Annotated in this window: 21 protein-coding genes; 10 read left to right on the top strand and 11 right to left on the bottom strand. The window is 44.5% G+C overall.

Going from position 1 to position 22,615, the window contains the following annotated elements; all coding sequences use genetic code 11:
* The first annotated feature begins 1 nt into the window (after window position 1).
* The 3 genes from FEF09_RS07730 to FEF09_RS07720 all read left to right on the top strand — a co-directional run bounded on the left by FEF09_RS07730 (window position 2) and on the right by FEF09_RS07720 (window position 2,149).
* Window positions 2-526, top strand: a complete 525-nt coding sequence (locus tag FEF09_RS07730) for a hypothetical protein (protein ID WP_146304560.1) — start codon at window positions 2-4, stop codon at window positions 524-526.
* Between the two features lie 100 nt (window positions 527-626).
* Window positions 627-1,253, top strand: coding sequence for a hypothetical protein (locus FEF09_RS07725; protein ID WP_146304559.1), 627 nt, complete (start codon window positions 627-629; stop codon window positions 1,251-1,253).
* Window positions 1,250-2,149: a hypothetical protein gene (locus FEF09_RS07720; protein WP_146304558.1), complete on the top strand. Its 900-nt coding sequence runs from the start codon at window positions 1,250-1,252 to the stop codon at window positions 2,147-2,149. The genes FEF09_RS07725 and FEF09_RS07720 overlap by 4 nt, the downstream gene beginning before the upstream one ends.
* 41 nt (window positions 2,150-2,190) lie before the next feature.
* Here FEF09_RS07720 and FEF09_RS31390 read toward each other — a convergent pair whose 3' ends face one another.
* A complete protein-coding gene (locus FEF09_RS31390; protein WP_222596934.1) occupies window positions 2,191-2,397 on the bottom strand; it encodes a hypothetical protein in 207 nt (68 codons plus the stop codon).
* A gap of 311 nt (window positions 2,398-2,708) precedes the next feature.
* On the opposite strand from FEF09_RS31390, the gene FEF09_RS07710 reads away from it, so the two are divergent.
* The gene (locus FEF09_RS07710) at window positions 2,709-3,920 is read left to right on the top strand and encodes an ATP-binding protein (protein ID WP_146304557.1); all 1,212 of its coding nucleotides are present in this window, start codon (window positions 2,709-2,711) and stop codon (window positions 3,918-3,920) included.
* On the opposite strand, the gene FEF09_RS07705 is transcribed toward FEF09_RS07710, so the two are convergent.
* The 8 genes from FEF09_RS07705 to FEF09_RS07670 are packed head-to-tail and all read right to left on the bottom strand — an operon-like array spanning window position 3,917 to window position 11,502.
* Window positions 3,917-4,600 carry a VIT1/CCC1 transporter family protein gene (locus FEF09_RS07705; RefSeq protein WP_146304556.1) on the bottom strand — a complete coding sequence of 228 codons (684 nt, stop codon included), beginning with the start codon at window positions 4,598-4,600 and terminating at the stop codon, window positions 3,917-3,919. The two genes, FEF09_RS07710 and FEF09_RS07705, sit on opposite strands and share 4 nt — an antisense overlap.
* Window positions 4,601-4,622: 22 nt before the next feature.
* Window positions 4,623-5,696, bottom strand: a complete 1,074-nt coding sequence (locus FEF09_RS07700) for a hypothetical protein (RefSeq protein WP_146304555.1) — start codon at window positions 5,694-5,696, stop codon at window positions 4,623-4,625.
* Entirely contained in the window at window positions 5,693-7,303 is a 1,611-nt protein-coding gene (locus FEF09_RS07695; RefSeq protein WP_146304554.1) for an NAD(P)-binding protein, read from the bottom strand. Before FEF09_RS07695 ends, FEF09_RS07700 begins: the two co-directional genes overlap by 4 nt.
* A gap of 3 nt (window positions 7,304-7,306) precedes the next feature.
* Entirely contained in the window at window positions 7,307-8,833 is a 1,527-nt protein-coding gene (locus tag FEF09_RS07690; RefSeq protein WP_146304553.1) for a polyamine aminopropyltransferase, read from the bottom strand.
* A gap of 12 nt (window positions 8,834-8,845) precedes the next feature.
* Entirely contained in the window at window positions 8,846-9,049 is a 204-nt protein-coding gene (locus tag FEF09_RS07685) for a DUF350 domain-containing protein (protein ID WP_146304552.1), read from the bottom strand.
* Between the two features lie 18 nt (window positions 9,050-9,067).
* The gene (locus tag FEF09_RS07680; RefSeq protein ID WP_146304551.1) at window positions 9,068-9,253 is read right to left on the bottom strand and encodes a hypothetical protein; all 186 of its coding nucleotides are present in this window, start codon (window positions 9,251-9,253) and stop codon (window positions 9,068-9,070) included.
* Window positions 9,240-11,144 carry a DUF4178 domain-containing protein gene (locus tag FEF09_RS07675; protein WP_186774233.1) on the bottom strand — a complete coding sequence of 635 codons (1,905 nt, stop codon included), beginning with the start codon at window positions 11,142-11,144 and terminating at the stop codon, window positions 9,240-9,242. The genes FEF09_RS07680 and FEF09_RS07675 overlap by 14 nt, the downstream gene beginning before the upstream one ends.
* 4 nt (window positions 11,145-11,148) lie before the next feature.
* On the bottom strand, window positions 11,149-11,502 hold the full coding sequence (locus FEF09_RS07670; protein WP_089809471.1) for an S-adenosylmethionine decarboxylase family protein: 354 nt from the start codon (window positions 11,500-11,502) through the stop codon (window positions 11,149-11,151).
* A gap of 119 nt (window positions 11,503-11,621) precedes the next feature.
* Here FEF09_RS07670 and yiaA point away from each other — a divergent pair, with 119 nt between their 5' ends.
* Window positions 11,622-12,047: an inner membrane protein YiaA gene (yiaA, locus tag FEF09_RS07665; protein WP_146304549.1), complete on the top strand. Its 426-nt coding sequence runs from the start codon at window positions 11,622-11,624 to the stop codon at window positions 12,045-12,047.
* A gap of 83 nt (window positions 12,048-12,130) precedes the next feature.
* Window positions 12,131-12,463 (top strand): DUF4870 domain-containing protein, encoded by a 333-nt coding sequence (locus FEF09_RS07660; protein ID WP_146304548.1) that lies wholly within the window; start codon window positions 12,131-12,133, stop codon window positions 12,461-12,463.
* A 122-nt stretch (window positions 12,464-12,585) separates the two neighbouring features.
* Here FEF09_RS07660 and FEF09_RS07655 read toward each other — a convergent pair whose 3' ends face one another.
* Window positions 12,586-13,647 (bottom strand): isoaspartyl peptidase/L-asparaginase family protein, encoded by a 1,062-nt coding sequence (locus FEF09_RS07655; protein WP_146304547.1) that lies wholly within the window; start codon window positions 13,645-13,647, stop codon window positions 12,586-12,588.
* A gap of 133 nt (window positions 13,648-13,780) precedes the next feature.
* Here FEF09_RS07655 and FEF09_RS07650 point away from each other — a divergent pair, with 133 nt between their 5' ends.
* The 4 genes from FEF09_RS07650 to FEF09_RS07635 all read left to right on the top strand — a co-directional run bounded on the left by FEF09_RS07650 (window position 13,781) and on the right by FEF09_RS07635 (window position 21,423).
* Window positions 13,781-15,943, top strand: a complete 2,163-nt coding sequence (locus FEF09_RS07650; RefSeq protein ID WP_146304546.1) for a hypothetical protein — start codon at window positions 13,781-13,783, stop codon at window positions 15,941-15,943.
* Between the two features lie 31 nt (window positions 15,944-15,974).
* Entirely contained in the window at window positions 15,975-17,114 is a 1,140-nt protein-coding gene (locus FEF09_RS07645) for a glycoside hydrolase family 88 protein (RefSeq protein WP_146304545.1), read from the top strand.
* Window positions 17,115-17,593: 479 nt separating this feature from the next.
* Window positions 17,594-18,751, top strand: coding sequence for a PepSY-associated TM helix domain-containing protein (locus FEF09_RS07640; RefSeq protein WP_146304544.1), 1,158 nt, complete (start codon window positions 17,594-17,596; stop codon window positions 18,749-18,751).
* 218 nt (window positions 18,752-18,969) lie between these two features.
* Window positions 18,970-21,423 (top strand): glutaminase family protein, encoded by a 2,454-nt coding sequence (locus FEF09_RS07635; RefSeq protein WP_146304543.1) that lies wholly within the window; start codon window positions 18,970-18,972, stop codon window positions 21,421-21,423.
* Between the two features lie 803 nt (window positions 21,424-22,226).
* Here the strand turns inward: FEF09_RS07635 and FEF09_RS07630 are convergent.
* A complete protein-coding gene (locus tag FEF09_RS07630) occupies window positions 22,227-22,466 on the bottom strand; it encodes a hypothetical protein (protein ID WP_146304542.1) in 240 nt (79 codons plus the stop codon).
* Window positions 22,467-22,615: the final 149 nt, after the last annotated feature.

Here is a 22,615-nt window from a genome sequence, read left to right as displayed (position 1 = left end):
CATGGGCCTTTTAAAAGTCACCAAAGATTTGTTTACCGTAAACGAAAATCCCTCAACCGATACAGCTACTGCTGAACCGGCCGAAACAAGAAGAGAAGAAATTACTTATCAGGATTATGGCTATCAGCAGGCCTCCTTGTTAGGTGGTAGTATTGCAGGTTTACGGGTATGCCTGCAAAAGATTTATTATGATTTTAAGGAAAGGATCAAGAATGATAAAGAAAGACAGGATGATTTAAAGAAGCCGATGAAAGTCAAACTTGAGGAACATAAAGGAGATATTGACCGTTGGGAGAACCGGATCGGAAAGATGAAAGAAGAAGATCTTCCGGCTTTACTTCGTAAAATAGACACACTCAAAGAAGAAAAGAAACATCTTCGTGAAAATCCACACGAAATTGTGGGAGATCTCACCGGCAGACCTAGTTTTTATATCGGTTGTTTCATTCTTGCCACACTGACCATTTACCTGTTCGTCTTTTATAGCTCAGCCTCTTATTCCACTTTTTTAAGGAATTCAAGTTAGGCGACATCGGTGTTGCGAATGCGATTTTTGATGCGGAAGCCCTCTCCAATTCTCTGAAAAAGGAGTAACGCAGCTGTTACTAATTGTCACAATACCCTCTGTGTTTCTGGGACTTGGATACCTTATCCACAAATTCCAGGAGGAAAATGGTGTGCAGAAATATGCGAAAATTGCCACCTTGATATTGATCACGTTTGTATTCGATGGCATTCTGGCATATGAAATCACTGAAAAGATCTATGACATCAAGAAAAACGATGTTATTGACAAAGTGGTGCCGGATTACACTATCGGGCTCGCCTTTCACACTATCAATTTCTGGTTGATCATATTCGCGGGCTTTATAGTATATCTTATATGGGGATTTGTATTTGATTTCGTATTAGCTGCTCATGGTAAGATCGATAAGGTCAACGTTGCCCTGAAAGAAAAAGACAAACAAATACAGGATGTAAATACGCAGGTCAGTGATATGCATACCGGCGCCGATAAATTGACCCATTATATAGACGATGCAAAAACACAGATCAAAAAACTTCAGGAGGCAATTGCAGGGGTAATTATTCCCAGCGAGTTTGAAACATGTATGTACAGCTTTATGGCAGGATGGCTCGCCTGGATGAGTGGCGCCGGAAAATCCGGTACAGAACTGGATACAGCAGAGAATATCGTACGTGACTTTATTGGCACTGTAACATATACAACTCCCAAAACAGATGCGCTATGAAATACATCCTGTTGACGTTTACAATGATGCTGTTCAGTTGCCGGTCTAATGATGCGAAAGAAGATCAACCGGAAGTGAGGGCGAAAACGATGCTTAATGATCGCCAGAAACAATTAAACCTATCCATTCTGCTCGACCTTTCTGACCGGATCGACCCCAAAGCGAACCCCGACATGCCCGCGCATTTTCAGAAAGACAGTGCACTGATTAGTTACCTGACGGAATATTTTAAAAGCGAAATAAGATCCAAAGGTGGACATGCAGCCAAACCAAAGATGCGTATCATATTTTCTCCTAATCCTGCTGATCCGGGTATCAGTAAGGCCGCCGAGAAGTTGAGTACCGATTTGTCCGGATTGATGCCCGTTGAAAAGAAAAAGATATATGATAACATCGGTAATACCGTCACCGAAAATATCAGCTATATCTATCGTACCAGCCTCCGTCAGGCTTACTGGCCGGGATCAGATATCTGGCGTTTCTTCAAAAACGATGTGGATATCACAATAGATCCTGATACTTCTTACCGAAACATCCTTGTCATATTCACCGACGGCTATCTTTTTCATGCAGATTCCAAAGATGCTGCAGGCAACCGGTATGCCTACCTGCTACCCGGCTTGCTGGATAAATATAAACTTCGCAATAATCCTCAATGGTCAAAAGACATTGATAAACTTGACTTTGGTTTGATCAGCAAACGTGCCGACCTCGATCGCCTGGAAGTATTGGTGGTTGAAGTTACCCCCGCCACCAAACATAAAAACGATGAAGACATTATCCGCAAAGTCCTCGATAAATGGTTTGCAGAAATGAAGATCAAAAAATGGAAGATCCTGAATACAGACCTGCCTCAGATAACAAAAGGAAGAGTAGAGAGCTTTCTGAGAGACTGATAAACGGCTTTTTATCCATTCCCCCGATCCCGGATAAATGACTATTTCGACAGGGAGGAGATCAGTTCAGCCAGTTGTACATCTTCTGGCGCTGTATACTTCTCCCCCAGAAATGTCTTCACCACCTCGATCTTTCCCTCAATATGCCGGTTGAACATCTCCAGCTCCTCTGCGGGTACCCACAACTCATTATGTGACCCGTCTCCCACATTCTGGATATCATACCTTTGCAGAAAAGCTGTATCCACAGCAAACCGGGTTACAATGCCACAGTAACCGGACGCTTCGTCATTTGTGTTCCATTCCAAAGCGATCTGCTCAGCATAAGGCTGGTTCAGTACAGGGTAAATATCGGTTGCCAGGATAATCTGGGTGGAAAATGCCGGAAACCTGTCTCTGCAATCAGGGCTAACTCTTTTATTCCCGTCGGACGGTAAAGTATTGTCGTATTCATATTCAAATTCAATGTATAGTGATTGAGTCCTTTATCATATAATGGCTAAATAAAATTCTGTATTTACTGAAAGAATTACTATATAGCATGCAAAAATAGCTACAAATGAAAGAGAAAGTGTCAGTTACGGATACGGGGATCCAGTCTTCCGGTCTTCCGAAAGACTACATGGAAGCTGTGGCGGAGTATATCTGGAACGGGTTTGACGCCGCTGCTTCTGTGATAGACATATATTTTCAATCCAACGAAATCGATACCATTCATAGTTTATCCATAACAGACAATGGCTCCGGCATTGATTATGATCTGTTAAAGGAGACTTTCGGGCATTTTAATGATTCCATAAAAAAAGCCTCTTTCCAGAAAACCTCCTCCTTTATCAAAGGAAATAAAGGTCGCGGCCGCTTTTCTTTCTCTGCATTCAGCGGGAAAGCGGTATGGCATACTGTCTATAAAGACGATAAAACCGGCGGTATGATGGAATACGATATCACCATCAGCCGCAATGCAAAAGACTTTTATGACCCGGATGGAAAGAAAACAACCGTTAAGAAAGCAACCGGTACCACTGTTACTTTCTACGATCTGTTTGAAGTATCTGGTTTTTCCTTCGAGTCAGATGAATTTAAAAGCTTTCTGATCCGTGAATTCGGCTGGTTTCTAATGCTGAACAGAGAAAAAGAATATCAGATCCGCATCAATGGGGTCGCGCTGGATTATCAGGCTGCAATTGCAGAAAGTGACACAGGCGTATTGTCCCGGAAAGATGCGGAAGGCACGGAACATTATTTCAGGATCACTTTTGTAAGATGGTCGGAGCGAATAGGGGATAAGTTCTTCTTTTATTTCCTGAATTCAGGACAATCTGAAGTATTTAAAGACCTGACCTCTTTTAACAATAATGCTATTGGCTTCTATCACAGCGTATATGTTGAATCCCGTTATTTCGATGCATTCCATCCCCGTGATGCAGAACAAACGGAGAATATGTTTGAGCGGACAAGACAACATAACGTCTTTCGTGAATTAATGAACCATCTGCATGAATTGGTAAGGCTGAGACAGAAGGCTTTTGTAAAAGGAGAAGCCGCAGTGAAATTGCTGGATAGCTATGAAAAGAATGGTGTCTTACCGGATACGGGTAACAGGAGAGAATTGAAGAAATTCCTGAAAAGTATATTTGCTACCGAACCAAGACTGTTTCAAGGTTTGAATAAGGAGCAGCAACGTGTATATCTCGGTATGATAGATATCTTGTTGCAGACCGGCAAAAAAGATGATTTACTCGCATTGGTGAACGAGGAAACAGCAGCTTAACTGATCATTTTCGCAATAGCATAAGCAGCCGCTGCTGCAAAGATGCCGGTAAGGGCCACTTTCAGCGTACCTTTCAGCAGTGGTTGTGCTGTTACTTTCGACTTGAAATAACCGAATATGATCAGCGCAAAAATGGTGATCCCGCAGGACCAGTAAAAACCATGTTGATTGTTACTGATAATAACATAAGGCGCCAACGGAATTAAACCGCCTGTCAGATAGGCCAGTGCAATCGTAATGGCTGATTGATACGCTCTGTTTTTATCAGGTTTGTCCAGTCCCAATTCGAAGCGCATCATAAAATCAACCCATTTGTCTTTATCCTGACTGATCTGTAAAGTCACCTGTTTGCTAAGCGCCTCGTCCACACCCATAGAAATAAATATCTCCTCCACCTCTTTGCGTTCTATTTCAGGCACTTTCTCGATTTCCTCATACTCCCGCTTCAACTCAGCATCATAATGCTCTATTTCCGTCTGGCCCGCCAGAAAACCACCTAATCCCATTGAAATACACCCTGCCGCAATCTCTGATAAACCTGATACAATGATCAGGTGATTGGTATCCAGTACGCCGCTCAGACCTGCTGTCAGCGCAAAAGGCACCGTCAGCCCGTCAGACATACCAATGATAATATCCCGTACAATGTTGGAACTGGTTACATGTGTTTCCTGATGCATAGGCCTATTTTATCTAAAAGTATCAAATTTCATTGCTCCATTTGAATTCTTCTTTTTTAATCTTCCAGATGAAGCCATCAAGGACGTAGTGCGTGATCTGGGGAAGTGCCAGTAAGGGAACGATCAGACTTAATAACTGCTGATTGAGGTCAAGTGTGGGAAGACGGGTTGTACCGAAAACAGTCGCATGTTCCTGCCATACGGTCATATCCCAGAGACCTTCTTCCACAAAAGCAAACACAAATATCAACAGTAAAAATACCACTATGCCATACCTGCTGAATATCATCCGCAGAAAGGAGCCACTTTTCTCAGGATTCTTGTACTGTTTCTGGCCATATAGCCATATCAGTGCCATGTAAGGAATGCCGTGGCTAACCACATTCAGTAAGGTAAATGCCATATCTCCGTTATAGTATACTATCCCGAAATACCAAGAGACCAGAGTACCGGCGATCACCGCGTTTTTAGGGATATTGAATGTACGGGTGGTGTAGGTGTTATAGATCTCTTTCACAATATAAACAGCCACAGTAGCAAAATATCCAACCCCTAATATATTCCTGATCAGCACAGACTCGAAAAACACAAAGTCATTTTCCACAAACCAGTTAAAGTTCCGTGGTCCGCTGAGATGCCAGTATGCCATCGGATACAGGGCTGCTGTATAAATCGTGATACTATCTATCATTTTGCTGACACGCCCCGCAATTTCCTGTCGGCTGTATACGCGCATAAAACCATACTGCTGCCTGACGAAATGAAAAACCGCCACATAGGCCAATATGCGCCAGAATAACAAACTGCTGAGCGAGTAGATAATAACACCTCCGATAAAACTCAGTGCCGGTATGATCCATAACAAAAAACGTTGCTGGTTCAATGCATGTGGATCAAAGTAAGTTCTGTATAATGTACTGTATACATGCGCTACGTCTACCAGCAGAACGAGTACTACCCAGCCCGCATCCGGCATGTTTTTATTGTCCTGAAAGAAGGATGGGAAGAGTATGATGATCAGCAGACTGAAAAACGGAGGTAACAGTATGAATACACTGTCAGTCCATGGTTTGCCTATCCACGCTTGCTTGTTCATATCTTAGCGGATAATTGTGTCATTACTTTTTGAGCGGCTGTCAGTCCCTGATAAAATGCTTCTTCAAAGAGACTATTACCTGCAAGATCTGTATGTGCAAAGTGCAGGTGGTCATTGACCGAAGCACCCAGTTCCTGTCGTATCGTACCGTGCGCGGTGCCCGGTAAAGGTTTGGCCATGGCATGGCCCCATATCATTACATTGACTTCCTCAATATTTGTCGCAATATCAGGGTGTACAAGATCCAGATCATCTACGATCATCTTTACCCACTCCGTGTGAGTCCTTTCAATTGCTGCCTTTCGCTCTTCCACCGGACTTTTTCCTGTCAGTGGGAGGTAATAGGTCAGGTTCTTTTGCTTTTTACCCTGTTCTACCTGCTGATGAGTGGCTTCTACATAACCAAGAGAAGGACTGTTATAAATCACATTGTCCCAGCTTAAAGTATATCCTGTTCTTTCGTCCAGTGCGTTACTGCGGATATTCGCCACCATCCACGGACTATATTGCATATGCTGGTGTACTTTCCTGATACGCGCTTCATCATGTAATATCCTGCCGGCTACAAACTGTGGTACGGCAAGTATACACTGGCGGGCATTGATTCTTTTTAACCGGCTTTCTTTTACGTCGAAGTAATCAATCGCCAGTTTACCTCCCTCTTCCTGTATGCGGGCTACCAAAGCCTCATTTTTGAAGTACGATTGTAATTCTTTTTTCAGATGAGCCGCCAGCCAGCCATTTCCTTCCGGCCAGGTCAGTACATCATGATGATCTGCATTACTGCCTTTTCCTTTCCTGCTGGCAAAATACTGGATACCCACCCATGCGCTGATCTCATCGTAAGTGGTCCCATAATCATCCCGGGTGCAATAGTTCACATACCATTGCAGGTAAGGTGATGTCCAGCCTTGCTGGTGCAGCCATTCTTTCATGGTCAGCTTATCTAATGTAGTAAAGACAGGGTCTTTGCTGGAGTTGTCCAGTGGAATCGCAAATGCGTCTTTACCGTCTTCCCCTTTGGCAACACGGAAAGCCTGCATTTTATCAAGAAACGCCTGTATCTGTTTTTTCTCGGCATCAGGAACGCCAAACTGTGGGATAAGTCCTTCCTGCCATTGTCCGTTGATATAGAGTCTTTCTTCGGGATCGAAGCAGATATAGTATTCATTGTAGGTTGGGAGAGGTGCTTCCGGCGGACTGGTAATAACTCCACATTCCCGCATGAAGTCTGTATAAGCTGTAAGGTCATTGTTGGGAATCGGCACATAGTGCGCTCCCCATGGATAGCCGGAAACTTCATTACTGCCACAGGCTGCATTACCGCCCATTTCCTTTTCGAGGTCCAGTATGACCATGTCGGTGATACCCTGACGATGCAGGTGACGTGCTGCAGATAATCCACTAATACCTCCGCCAACGATCACGATGTCATGCTCCACAGCCGCTACGGGGGCTGCAAAGTTCTTATCCCGTAATAAGTGACCGGTATGCGAACTGGCCCCGATCACACTTCCTTTGATGACGTGCTGCCTCTGGCACGATGCCAGAAAACTGCTCACTACAGTGAGGCCTGCTATAGATTGTATAAATGATCTTCTCCTCATATCTTAACGTTCAAGATATTTACTCCATTCTTCTTCGAAATATTTTACCAGTGCCTGATTATTGAGTTTATTGATGTCGAGCAACTGATGCGCTTTCATGTCTTCAGGAAAAGTAAGCATCTGCTGAAGCGTGGTTGGATTAAGGAATTTCAGCGGAGCTGGTATATGACTGAACCATTGATGTGGCTCCTGTGGAGTAGCCATAATATATCCCCATTCACCAAAAGAAGGAACATAGTTATGATAAGCAATTGTATGCAGACCTACCGCTCTTAAGGTAGTGTCTACGCACCAGAAACTTTTAGGGGCAACATATGGAGAAGTGCTCTGAATAACAGCAATGCCCTCCGGGCGTAGTGCATGTTTCAACAATTGATAAAAGGTCGTGCTGTATAACTTTCCGATAGAGAAGTTAGAAGGGTCGGGAAAGTCAACAACGATCGCATCAAATTTCGTCTTGTTGTTCCGCAACCAGGTAAATGCGTCTGCATTATGTACCTGTACTTTCGGATTCAGCAGGGAAGAGTCATTCAGCATGGTTAACATACGCTGTTTAGAAAACAGCTTTGTCATGGCGGGATCGAGATCGACGAGGGTTATCTGCTTTACAGCCGGATATTTCAGTATCTCCCTCACAGCCAGTCCGTCTCCGCCACCCAATACCAGTACCTGTTCCGGATTGCTGAGAGAAGAAAAAGTGGGATGTACCAATGCTTCATGATAACGGTATTCGTCAGCAGTACTGAACTGCAGATTTCCATTAAGGAAAAGCCGCAGTTCATGCTTATTTTTAGTAATCACAATACGCTGATACGGTGTAGAGGTAGAGTACACAACATTATCATCATAGGTCATGGCTTCGCTGTAGGTCATGATCTTTTCTGAAAAGACAAAACATACCAGCTGAGACAATAACAGGATGATGGCACTTACCTTTAACAGCCCGGCCTGTCGTACTTCTCCTGAAAATTTATATGCCAGATACCACCCCACGCCGACATTCAGGATGCCGAAAAAGAGAGAGGTTCTGATCAGCCCGAGATGTGGTACCAGCAATAGCGGAAAGATCAGCGACGCCAGCAAAGCGCCGATATAGTCAAAGGTAAAGACCCGGCTTACCAGTTCTTTAAATTCCACCTTCTTTTCCAGTATCCGCATCAGTAGTGGTATTTCCAGCCCTACCAGTATGCCGGTAATCAGCACGATGGCATATAGTATCAGGCGGAAAGACGCTGCCAGCGGAAACATGATAAATAATAAGGCGGAACTGAACCCTCCTACCAGTCCTACCAGCAACTCTATCCTGATGAACCAGGCCAGCAGGTTTTTGCTGAAGTACTTAGACAGGAAGGAACCTATTCCCATAGAAAACAGGTACACGCCGATAATAGTGCTGAACTGTGTAATACTATCCCCCAGCAGGTAAGAAGCCAGCGTACCAGCTACCAGTTCATAAATCAATCCACAGGTGGCAATAACAAATACTGCCGTCAGTAACAGCCACTGTGCGCCGTTTTCTTTTTTAGACATCGTTTCGTTTACTTAGTGAATAGCAGAAGCAATAATGATCGCCATTGCCAGCATGAAAAAGCCCGCCAGTACAGCTACCGCCATGTTCTGATTGTCCATGATCTCTTTACGGAGGTTATGTCTTGGTGTCAGAACTTCCACCAGTATAAAGACAATCACGAGAATAGCGATACCAATGAAGGAATACAGAATAGAGTTGAGTAGTGCGTTTGTCATATTAGGTTGTTTGTTAGATTATTTATGAAAATGCTGCTGACCGGAAGCGTTCCATTGCTGTTGTCCGGAGCCGGAAAACAGACGATACCCGCTGGAATCAGAATACAGTAACACGCCGCTTAACAGTGCCAGAATAAGGAGGAACCAACGGAATGGAAACATGGAAGAATCCTCCTTGAAGGGATTGAAATTATTCAGATTCATAGTTAAACCTTGAGTATGAACTATTGGACCAGCGGTTCTTTTCGCTGTAGTATGTGAAAATATATTTAAAGACAGGCCATATCAGTAACAGCCCTATACAAATAAACAGGTTGTGCAAATTCGATACGTCATAGTATGCTGTAACATGATAAGAACGTACAGGGAAGGCCCCTTGCTCACGTGTAGCACTGAGTTGTACGGTATAATCTCCTCTGGGTATACTATTCAGGTATACTTTGGCATCCTGACTACCCTCACTCCAGCGTTCTCCTTCTGATACTCCGCTATAATATTCAACACCTTTACTTACACTATATTCAGTGCCGTCTTTTTTGTTGACCAGCGTAGCTTCTACCTCAACCCAGGAGTTATCCACAGAAGAGGTGATGGTCAGCATGACATTACTGCTGCGTTTGTCCAGGTGTACATCACCTACTACCGCACTATGTACATTGGATGAATCGTAGAAATAAAGCTCTTTGTCGATCAGCACTTCCTGTTTGCTGCCACTCGTAGTGGCAAGATGCACTACTATCAGTACGAGAATGGCAACCAGAGTGTACTTCAACATCTCTTTGAGGTTGATATAGCCATTAGGCTTTAACATACCGATGCCATCCTGCTTAGGAAGTGTTACTGCGTCTCCAAACGCGTCTTTGACATCTTTTGCGGCAATATGGGTTCCTTTAAACCAAACGATTCCTTCTTCCGGACTCTGCTCTCTGGCCCACATGACAGGCGGCGCTATAAACTCCCAGCACTTAATGTGACCATCATTGAAAGGATTACCCGGGAATTCTCCTTTTCCGCATATCACCTTAAAAGAATAATCATTGTACAGATCAAAATCACGTCCATCATATCTGAAGCCATCTGTTCCAATCGTATCCGGTACGGGCGTTTTCCCCTGCTCGCGCAGGTATATCCAGTGGCCGGCATAAACGCTCAGAAAGGCAAAGCCTTCTTTTTCATTAAACAGGGCGTATTCTGTCCACCGGGCGTGATAGGAATTACGTTCCTCCTTCATGATATAACCGGTGACTGTATAAGATATCCCTTTTATAATACCTTTTGCACCTACCTTAATGACTGGCTGGGGAGTCATGGTATTTCCCTGCCCAACTTTGACAAACTCAAGCTGGTTCTTGTATACATACCAGTTACCACAGCCGGTACACACCGTGCTTTGTGCAAATGGGAAGGTCGCTACATGGTTATTATACCCACAGTTACATTTAAACGATCTGCCACTATTTTCATATGGGCGGGTGTTTGCCAGTGCAAGACTGGTAAAATCAGTGTGATGTACTTCGAATGCAGGTTGTATGCGTGGCCAGTACTCTATTATATGTATGATTCTACCCGACGGACTGGAAAAATCATAGGTCAGAAACGTAGTGTTACATTCCGGAATATACAGTTCGCCTTCTACTTCCCATAGTTTAGCGGTGTCCTTACGCAACAGCATATACTCCTCCCCAAACATTAATTTCTTCTTGCCGGGCGCTATGCTTCTGATATTGTCTCCGGCAAGCTCAGGAGGCGATTTTTTGGGAATATAAATGGCATACATGCCATATCCTTCAGCAAGATAGGCGGCCGTTTCATCCTGAAAGATGATTGTCCAGTAGCTGAAAACAGTTTCTTCGGTCCATATTCTGAAGCGTCCGGTAACAGTAAATTTCTTCCCGTTCCATTGTCCGGTAGTGCCGGGGGCAATCACGGATGCTTTATCCGTAATGGTCCGGAATGGCCGGGGTAGAATGGAGCCGTCACTCATCCTGTTGATCACCGTTCCGCATTCGCATACTTTAACGGTTGTGTGAGGAGAGGAGAAATTAACAACACGGCTACAGTTCGGGCATTGATAGATAGATGGGATCACAGTCATTTGTTTAGCGTTTGAGGAATTGTTCCTGTTCGACAGTCGCATTAAAATGATCTTTGATCGCGCTGTATAGTTTATCTACCGTACCGTCATTGTTCCGGAGATAATTGCTCAGGTATATATCAATATTGATCTTGCCATGTTCCGGCCAGGTATGTATAGAAAGATGACTTTCGCTCAGACATACGACACCGGTATAACCGGAAGGGCTAAAGTTATGGTATACTTCTCCCAGCTTTTGTAACTGGTGTGTCCCGATGAGGTCATCTGTCAATATTCTGAATGCTTCAAAAGTATTAAGTAATTGATGCTCAGTTGTATACAGGGTCGCAATCAGGTGGGTTCCCTTGTTGTAGTGCATAAGTATCCTGGATAATTCGGTACCAAAATAATGAATCCTGACGATTTATACCTGAAAACCGCTATTCCAGGCAGTTACTTTTTGATCTACTTTTGACACCGAATCAGTACACAACATAAATGAAGCAGAAACCGTCACTTGCCTTTATTGCTACCTCCTGGCTCGCACTATTGATTGGAGTGGTAGGTTATGTAATTGGGCTGTGGAACGCAGCAATGCAGCTCAATGAAAAAGGCTACTATTTTACCATACTCATGTATGGCCTTTTTGCCGGCGTCTCTGTGCAGAAATGTGTAAGAGACCGTCTTGAAGGTATCCCGGTAACAGACATTTATTATGGTCTTAGCTGGGTATCGACCCTACTCTGCATCGTTCTGCTGACAGTAGGTTTATGGAATGCGACATTACTGCCAAGTGAGAAAGGATTCTACGCCTTCGCCTTCCTGCTGAGCATCTTTGGTGCTATCAGCGTACAGAAAAATACACGCGATACGCAGGCTGCAAAAGCCGGTACCGGAACCATAGACACAACTTCTGAAAGGTAACCCACCCTGATATTGATGGCACAAAGGCAGGCCACGGTAGCAATACTGTCGCCCGGGCCGCAAAAATTTAAACCATATCTTTTATGAAAAACCAAACGTTGGCTACTATTGCCTACATCACGTTGATCGGATGGTTGTATACCTATGTCCGGTATAGAAACAGTCCTGATAAAAGCAGGCTGGTTCAATACCACCTGAATCAGGCACTGGGCATATTTATATTCGCTGCGGTTTTGTGGATAGCAATTCAGATTATCTCAGCAATACTCCCTTCAATAGGCTCAATATTAGCGGTTGCCGGCCTTCTTCCATTGGTCTTAATGACTTTTGGTGCTGTTGCAGCATCAAAGGATATTCTAAGCCCTGTCCCCGGAGTTGGAAAATTGTTTGAGAACAGGTTTAACTTTTTGAATTAATCTGTCGTGGATCCGTTAGCCGTTAAAAGCATTATTGACTATATCCTAACACCCTATACTAACTGAAAAAGTAAACCGGGGAACTCCGTCCTGGAGTTTCCCGGACCTTAGTCTAAACCTGCTTATTTGTAGATCTCAATAGTGATTTTACCATCGGCAGTCACCATACCTCTGTACATCCCCTCCGTATTAAAAGGAAGTGCAGCATTCCCTTCTTTATCCAACGCAATCAATCCACCATTACCGCCTGATTTACCTACTTTATCTATCACGGCCTTTCCGGCCTCCTGTACTGTTAACCCTTTATATTCCATCAGCGCAGATAGGTCGTGTGCTACTACATTGCGGATAAAAAACTCTCCCCATCCGGTACATGAAATAGCGACTGTATTATTATTAGCATAAGTGCCCGCTCCGATAATAGGTGCATCTCCCACACGTCCGTATTTCTTATTTGTCATACCTCCGGTAGAGGTGCCGGCTGCCAGATTACCTGCTTTATCCAACGCCACAGCGCCTACAGTACCAAATTTGTTATCGATATTCTCAATGCCAAGCTTGCCGGCAGGACTGTAACTGTGGTCCAGCTTACTCTTGATAGAATCTTCACGTAGTGCTTTTTGTAATCCTTCCCAGCGTTCCTGTGTCCGGAAATAAGAAGGATCTACTATTTCCAGTCCGGCCTCTTTCGCAAATTGTTCTGCTCCACGACCAGTCATCATCACATGTTCTGATTTTTCCATTACCGCTCTTGCTGCCGTTATAGGATTACGGATTGTTGATACCCCTGCCACAGACCCTGCTTCCAGTGTTTTACCATTCATGATGGCAGCATCCATTTCATTACGGCCATCATGTGTGAACACCGCACCTTTACCCGCATTGAACAACGGATTATCTTCGAGTACCCTGATCGTAGCTTCCACAGCATCCAGACTACTTTTTCCTGCCTGTATTGCCTTATAACCAGCATTTAGTGCATCGCGTAAACCAGCAGTATAAGCCGCCTCCTTTTGTGGTGTCATATTTTTTTTCAGGATAGTGCCGGCTCCGCCATGTATAACAAGTACATATTTTTCCTGATGAAGGCTGTCTTCATTAGCTATAGTACTGGCGCCTGCCCGTATGCTGCTGCACATTATCAGCAGCCAGACGGCTGATTTGAGAAAGGATATTGTTTTCATACAGACTAAATTATAAAATCCGTTCCAGTTGTCAGTAGGACACTGTAGGATACTTTGTTAACAGAGATATTGCAAATTAATAATCCGTTTTTGCGCAAACGTTTCCATACATTTATCGAAATGTGTTTCCACGATGAGGAATAAAAGAACATCTGCCCGGCTGATTGCGCTTTCACTATATGTCTTTCTGCTGCTAAATGGCATTACCGCCAGTAGTCAGGAACGTATAGACCGTATGGCCCTTGTACAAAGACATCATGTCATTAATAAACAGTTTGATTCTCTCTCGGCATTGACCGTGGGGAATGGTGGCTTTGCTTTTACGGTGGATGTAACCGGTATGCAATCATTTCCTGAAGCCTACAGCCAGGGTGTTCCGCTGGGAACGCAATCAGAGTGGGGATGGCACAGCTTTACGGATACCGCCGGTTATCGTTTTGAAGAAAGTCTGAAATCCTATCATCTGGATAACCGTGATATTACCTATGCTGTGCAATGGAATACGCCGGAAAGAAATAAAGCTGCATCCGACTGGTTCCGCCAGAATGTACACCGGCTGCAATTGGGGAATCTGGGGATGCTTATTACGCTGAAGAATGGTACTACCTGTAGCTTATCAGATATTAAAGGAATTGATCAGGAACTCGATCTCTGGAATGGTATTGTCAAAAGTCATTTTACAGTGGAGGGTACGCCTGTGGACGTAATCACAGCGGTACATCCCGAAACAGATGTTGTCTCCGTCAAAATATCATCTGCTCTGATAAAAGAGGGCCGTATAAAACTGCGTGTCCGTTTCCCTTATCCGACCGGTACTTTTTCGGATGTGGGCGTCAACAGACAATTCCCTGAAAAACATTCCTCCCGTATCATCGATTATGACCAACGTTCCTTTACCCTGGAACATGTGCTGGATAAATACCGTTACTATCTTAAAGTGTCTGGTTCAGAACCTATGACCGTCACTCAGTTACAAAGACATGATCATCTGTTGACTCCTGCTGCAAGCGGTGCTGTAATAGAATGTAGTTTCCGTTTCAGTGAAGAAATACCATTAGGACGTAGTATTCCTAATTTCGGTGTAGTACGGATGCTGAGCGAAGACCACTGGCAGCATTTCTGGCAGGAGGGAGGTGCTGTGGATTTCTCCGGCAGCACAGATCCAAGAGCAACCGAACTGGAAAGAAGGATCATCTTATCCCAGTATCTTATGGCGGTACAATGTGCTGGTAATATACCACCACAGGAAACCGGACTGACCTATAACAGCTGGTTTGGAAAACCACACCTTGAAATGCATTGGTGGCATGCTGCCCATTTTGCTCTCTGGAACCGGCCGGATATGCTGGAAAAGTGTCTGCAATGGTATTATAAAGTAGCTGAAAAAGCGGCCGCTATTGCAAAAAGACAAGGTTATGAAGGCGTGCGCTGGCAGAAAATGACCGATCCGGCGGGTAATGAGAGTCCTTCTTCTGTAGGGGCATTTCTGCTATGGCAACAACCACATTTTATTTACATGACAGAACTGCTTTATCGTCATTATCACGATAAAGGCACACTGAATAAATACAAAGATCTCGTATTTGCGACAGCTGATTTCATGGCTTCCTATCCTACATATGATAGTGCTAAGCATCGCTACACACTAGGCCCCGGTATGATTCCGGCACAGGAACGTTTCAAGCCGGAGAGTACTTTTAATGCAACGTTCGAACTGGCCTATTGGCGCTGGGGATTATCTACAGCGCAGGAATGGAGAGTACGTCTGGGCATGCCCCGTAATGCCCGCTGGGATAATGTGCTGGATAGCCTTTCTGCACTTCCTCAGCAAGACGGATTGTATCTGGCAGCCGAAAGCGCTCCGGACTCTTATACGAATCCTCCTTATATGACAGATCATCCGGCCGTATTCGGTGCTCTGGGCATGTTACCGGCGCGTCCTTATGTAGATACGGCCGTAATGCATCGCACTTTTAATAAGATCTGGCAGTCATGGAACTGGAAAGAAACCTGGGGCTGGGATTTTCCGCTTACCGCTATGACAGCTACCCGTCTGGGGCTACCTGAAAAGGCCATGGATGCACTGTTTATGCCGGTAAAGACGAATACATGGTTAGTTAACGGACATAACTATCAGGACGAAAGACTGCGGCTGTATCTGCCCGGGAATGGCGGATTGCTGACGGCTATTGCCATCATGTGTGCAGGATATGACGGTTGTAATGTGGCATTGCCCGGTATTCCAGAAAATGGTAAATGGCACGTGATGTGGGAAGGGTTGAATCCCATGCCATAATGTTGATCCATCCACGTAAAAACTATATACAATGAAGATGCATCTTTTCGCAGCTGCCGCTTTGCTGAGCATCAGCAGTTATCTGCCGGTACAGGCACAGCAGGCACTGCCGCCAAAAAAAGAGACCCTGAAAACCCTGACCCTCGTTAACCGTTATTTTATGGAAAAATGGCCGGATGCCGGCAAAGACATCGTGTTGAAAAAGACCTGGCCTTCCCATATCTGGACAAGAGCCGTCTATTACGAAGGTCTGATGGCCCTCCACCAGATCGATCCTCAGCAAAGCTATTATGACTACGCCGTACAATGGGGTGATAAGCATAATTGGGGCCTCCGGGGAGGTATTACAACCCGTAACGCCGACAATCAGGCCTGTGGACAAACCTACATCGATCTCTATCTCCTCGATAAAAAGCAACACGAGAACCGTATTCACGATATTAAGGCCTCCATTGATACAATGATGCATACCGATGTGATCGATGACTGGGACTGGATAGATGCCATACAAATGGCAATGCCTGTCATGGCGCGTCTGGGTAAATTATACAATGACACCGCCTACTATCACCGCATGTATGAAATGTATGCCTACACTAAATACAAACACGGTACAGAAGGCCTCTACAACCCAAACGAACATCTCTGGTGGCGCGACAAGGATTTTGTACCGCCCTACAAGGAACCAAACGGCGGCAATTGTTACTGGAGCCGTGGCAATGGCTGGGTATTGGCAGCACTACTCAGAACAATGGAACAGCTCCCACAGAGCTCTCCTTACTATAAGATCTTTCTGCAGGACTTCAAAGATATGTCAGCCGCCATCCTTAAACTTCAGCGCCCGGATGGCTTCTGGAATGCCAGTCTCCATGATCCCACCAACTTTGGCGGTAAGGAGCTGACCGGCACCTCCCTCTTCGTATACGGTATGGCCTGGGGCGTACGTAAAGGCTACCTTGACAAGAAAACCTATCAGCCTGCCATCACCAAAGCCTGGAATGCGCTCACCAAAGAATGCGTACACGACAACGGTATGCTTGGCTACGTACAAAGCACCGGAAAGCAACCTTCCGATGGTCAACCCGTTACCTACGACAAAATTCCAGACTTCGAAGACTACGGTCTGGGGTGCTTTCTGCTCGCCGGAACAGAAATATATAAAAGCAGATAGTTAACAATCAGAATAGCAATAAAGCATCAAACATCAAATATTAAGCATCAAGCATCAAAAATTAAATCCATAGCATCAACAGCATAATAATATCAACATTCCCGCTCATAAAACGGCCAGATGATGCCTCTCACATCGTCCGGCCGTTTTTCTATTGTAAGCACATTGCCAACAGCGGCTTTCAGCTGGAGACCACTGGCCTTAGTTCTTTGAAGTATGCTGAGCCCATGCCCCCAGGGGTTTAATCCACCATCCACTGCCCAACTCTCCCACCCCGTCCCATAGCAAGTAACTTCAAAGAACTACAGCCTGTGGTCCCAGACTGAAACCGCGGTACCTCAAAACATCCGCACAGGACAACCCCTCAATATCGAAATGGGAATATTCATAAGCCACGGAAAAAATTCCCTTTTCGAGCAAACAATCCCTGCTATTTATCGCATCTTTAATCCCAACCTTCGAAGGAACTGCAATTGCGTATGACTGTAAAAAAACTCATTGGTAAAATCCACCTCTGGCTGGGCTTTATTTCCGGTATCGGCGTTTTCATGATTGCCATAACCGGCTGTATCCTCGCATTCCAGCAGGAAATAGAAAGCCTTACCAAGCCTTACATGTACACCGCCAGCAGGCCAGGTGTACACCCGCTGCCACCTTCTACGTTAAAAGCCATTGCCGTAAAAGAAGTTAAAGACAAACATCCGAACGGCATCAACTACCCCGGTAAGGATAAAAGTGCTTCCGTAATGTTCTACGGCGCCGACCCGGACTATTATTATCAGGTCTTCATGGATCCATACACCGGCAAAGTGATCAAGGTATGGAGCGAAGAAGACGACTTTTTCCATTTTATATTACACGGACATTATTACCTCTGGTTGCCGCCAAAGATCGGTCAGCCGATAGTGGCATCTGTGACGCTGATATTTGTGGTGATGCTGATCTCTGGTCTGATATTATGGTGGCCGAAGAACAAGGCCGCTGCCCGTCAGCGCTTCAGCATTAAATGGGATGCAAAATGGAGAAGGCTCAATTACGACCTGCATAACGTACTCGGATTTTACATACTGGTGATAGGACTATTAATTGCTACTACCGGATTGGTATGGGGCTTTGAGTGGTTCAGTAAGGGATTATACTATGCAACTTCCGGAGGAAAAGCCCTGCCGCCATATGCGGCGCCACTGTCAGATACAACAAAGCAGGCCCAATATAGCATTCCGGAAGATCAGGTATGGCAGCAACTGCTCGCAAAGGCGCCACAGGGCGCTGGTATCAGTATCGGCTTTGTGACAGATAAATCTGAATCAGTGGCTGCGTCTTTGAACTACCGTCCCGGCACATATTATAAATCGGATAACTATTACTTCGACCGCAATACCCTGGCTATACTGCCAGCTGATGGACCTTATACCGGAGAATATGCCAAAGCCAGCTTTGCGAACAAGCTGCGGGATATGAACTATGATATCCATGTCGGCGCTATATTAGGCTTACCCGGAAAGATGATTGTTTTTATGGCTAGCCTGATCTGTGCCAGCTTGCCGGTAACAGGTATTTATATATGGTGGGGCAGAAGACATAAGAAAGTCAAAAAGAGTCCTGTTACCAGTGCTACATCCCGGGTGAGGGTCTGATCAGAGTGCCCCCTCAGAAAAAATAAGCGTAAAAACTACGTTTCAAAAGAAATAATTTCTATTTTTCAGCAGTGAGAAAGGATTCACTGTGCTGTTGATTTAATCCACGGGTATCATTAAAATCAGGTTTATGAGTCTCAACAATTCTGCTGGCATAGCAGAGGGGAGCGACGCATTTCCACGTATTCAATCACTCTTACATAAAGCTCCACAAAATCATGAAGAGAATTTTTGGTATTGCAGCCGTACTGCTGTCACAACAGTTGTACGCGCAGCAACAACAGGCACCTGCCTATCCGTTGATCACGCATGATCCATATTTCAGTGTATGGTCAGCAACGGATAATCTGAACGCATCTGCTACCCGTCACTGGACCGGTACGGAACAATCCCTGACAGGGTTTGTAAAAGTAGATGGCGTTATTTATCGTGTACTCGGTGCGCCGGGACACTTGTACAAACAGCTGGCAGCAACTGCTGATGCAGCGCCTTATGAAGTGCGTTACACAGAAACAGCGCCTGCAAAAGGATGGGAGGATCCTGCCTTTAGTGATGCTGACTGGAAAACCGGTAAAGCACCTTTTGAAAAAGAAAGAAATACGGCAGGTACACCCTGGTTTTCTGATGACGTATGGGTACGCAGAACATTCAATGTGGATGATGCCAATGTGGATAATCTGCTGCTCAAAATCAATCACGATGACAATGCTGAAGTATACCTGAACGGAGAACTGATCTACAGTTATGTGGGATGGTTAAATCACATGTCCTATTTCCCAATCAAAGATGAGGTAAGAAAGAAACTGCGTAAAGGCACCAATGTACTGGCCATGCATTGTACCAATACCAGAGGCGGCGCTTACCTTGATGGTGGCATCGTGACTGAGATCAAAGACAAATGGGCAGATAAAGTAAAGCTCGCAGAACAGAAAAGTGTAGAGCTGACTGCTACGCAGACAGTTTACAATTTCAACTGTGGAAAAGTAGATGTAAAACTGACCTTTACTTCACCGTTGTTGATGAAAGACCTCGATCTGATGTCCCGTCCTGTTTCTTATATCTCTTATAAGGTGAAAGCAAACGACGGCAGTAAACATAATGTGGAAGTATACTTTGGTGCTTCTTCCGATCTGGCAGTAAATACGCCGGCACAGGAAGTCACTGCACAGCAATATAACAGTGAAGGGTTGTCCATACTGAAAACCGGTACTGTCGCACAACCTGTATTGGCGAAGAGGGGAGATGACCTGCGTATTGACTGGGGATATCTGTATGTGGCTGTTCCACAGTCTGCCGGTGCTAAACAGTTTGTCACCAGAGAAGGCGTAGCGGTAGGTGCATTGGCAGGTAAAGGAAAAACAGAAACAGTTGATAAAGGTACACAGCTGGTGCTAAACACTACGGTGTCATTGGGTAAAGTAGATGGCAAAGAAAAAGAACAGGTATTCCTGCTGGGATATGATGACCTGTATGCTATTCAGTATTTCAACACCAACCTGAGACCATGGTGGAAAAAAGACGATAGTTATACGATCGAAAAAGAACTGAAGAAAGCGCAGGATGATTATGCGGCTATCATCGGCCGTTGTAATGCGTTTGACAAAGAGCTGTTTGATGACACAAAAAAAGCTGGTGGTGAGAAATATGCGAAGCTTTGTGTACTCGGGTATCGCCAGAGTATATCTGCACACAAGCTGGTGAAAAGTCCGCAGGGAGAGATTCTGTTCCTGTCCAAAGAAAACTTCAGTAATGGTTGTATCAACACGGTGGATGTAACTTATCCATCTGCACCATTGTATCTGATCTATAATCCAGATTTAATGAAAGGTATGCTAACTGGTATATTCTACTTCAGCGAAAGTGGAAAATATACACAGCCTTATGCGGCACACGATCTGGGTACATATCCTTTGGCAAATGGGCAGGCATATGGTGAAGGTATGCCGGTGGAAGAATCTGGTAACATGATCATCCTGACAGCTGCTATTGCAAAAGCAGAGGGTAATGCCGACTATGCAAAACAACACTGGAAAACATTGACTACATGGGCAGAATATCTGTTGAAAGAAGGTTTTGACCCGGCTAACCAACTTTGTACGGATGACTTCGCAGGTCACCTCGCCAGAAATGCCAACCTCTCTGTGAAAGCGATTGTCGGACTTGGATCTTATGCCATGCTGGCTGATATGTTGGGTGATAAAGCTACTGCTGAGAAATACAGAAAGGCAGCAAAAGATATGGTGCCTAAATGGATGCAGCTGGCAGATGACGGTGACCACTACACACTGGCATTCGAAAATAAAGGTTCCTGGAGCCAGAAATACAATCTGGTATGGGATAAAGTGCTCGGACTGGACCTGTTCCCGAAAGCTGTTTATCAGAAAGAAATCAAGTATTACCTTACCCGTCAGTTAGCATACGGACTACCATTGGATAGCCGTAAGAATTACACTAAATCTGACTGGATCATATGGACAGCAACGCTGGCTGACAATCCTGCTGACTTCTCGGCATTCATTGATCCTTTATATAAATATGCACAGGAAACAAAGTCCCGTGTACCGATCAGTGACTGGCATGAAACAGAAGATGGTAAGATGGTCGGATTCCAGGCAAGGAGTGTAGTAGGGGGCTATTTTATGCCATTATTAGGAACTACTATTAAGAAATAATTATTAAGCCTTCAGGCTGAAAGTGTGTGGGGTGGCTCTTCTACAAGAAGAGTATCCCACACTTTTTTAAGTGTAGTAATACTACTACAAAAGAATTTCCGGGGCGGTTATATATTTGTATCAGCAACGAAAAAATAAACACTTCGTCAGCAATTACTCCTACTGTCCTATACCGTAAAAAAGGTCCCCTTTCCCTATTATCAATTTACTGGAAGAATTATCTTATTCAAAATATTAATGCTGTATGCTGTTTCGGCATCCGGCGTGAAGAACTTGGTTTTTATTAGGATATGGTTAGAAAGGGTTGTCATTCTTGACGACCTTTACCTTTTTATATAAGTCCCACTCCAACAAGTTTCCAATTAAGTATTAAGACGGCTTCATGTTTCGTTCATCTTACATCTTTTAAGACAAGACGGAAAGATGACCCCGTTTTATTAAGATAATAGTGCCGTCAACAGCGCTGATTGATGCAGTTATAAGCCTTACCAGATATAGATTGCAGGAACTTACAAACATGGATATCCTTAATATTCCAATGCCTGTTTTTTTAATACTCCATTAAAAAAGAGAACCCGCAAGCATTACTTGCGGGCTCTTCTACTTTTTTGGGTAATGGATGTATGAGGTTTATAATGGATGCTTGCCTTGGGTACAATGAATGCAGGGGAGCACAATGAATGAAAATCCGGGGGGCAAACAATGAATGCCTGGAGTTAAAATGGATGAAATTAACAATGGATGATGGGGCAATGAATGAAAATGGGGGCGATGGATGAGTTTGGGGAGCAAATGGATGAAAATTAGTTCTGACTGAACTCACTGAAAAAGCGACGTGCCACGTGTTTGAACCTGTTCACCTCTTCTTCGTCTTCCAGTCTTATATCCGGATGATTTGTTGTTGACTGATAATATTGATAAGCAACAGATGCAATATCCATGCTACTGTTAGCGTCTGCAGTAGCTTTGATATAACGGCTGTTGCTATGCAGGTAATGCAGGGCTTTGATATCGAAATCGAAAGTGATAATACCGTTTATCATAGTTGTATCGTTTTATGCAGACTCATATAAAAATTTCGTGCCAAACTAAATTCGTCCTGTGAAAAAGGCATCAAAAGCCACTATATAGGATACTTTGCAGAGAGGGGGTTGTGCATCTATTCCCCATTTTGTATCTTGACGAGTAGAAA

Origin of the sequence: Chitinophaga pinensis, from assembly GCF_007896845.1 — a bacterium.
GTDB classification, from domain to species: domain Bacteria; phylum Bacteroidota; class Bacteroidia; order Chitinophagales; family Chitinophagaceae; genus Chitinophaga; species Chitinophaga pinensis_C.
This window is presented reverse-complemented; position numbering and strand designations above follow the sequence as displayed.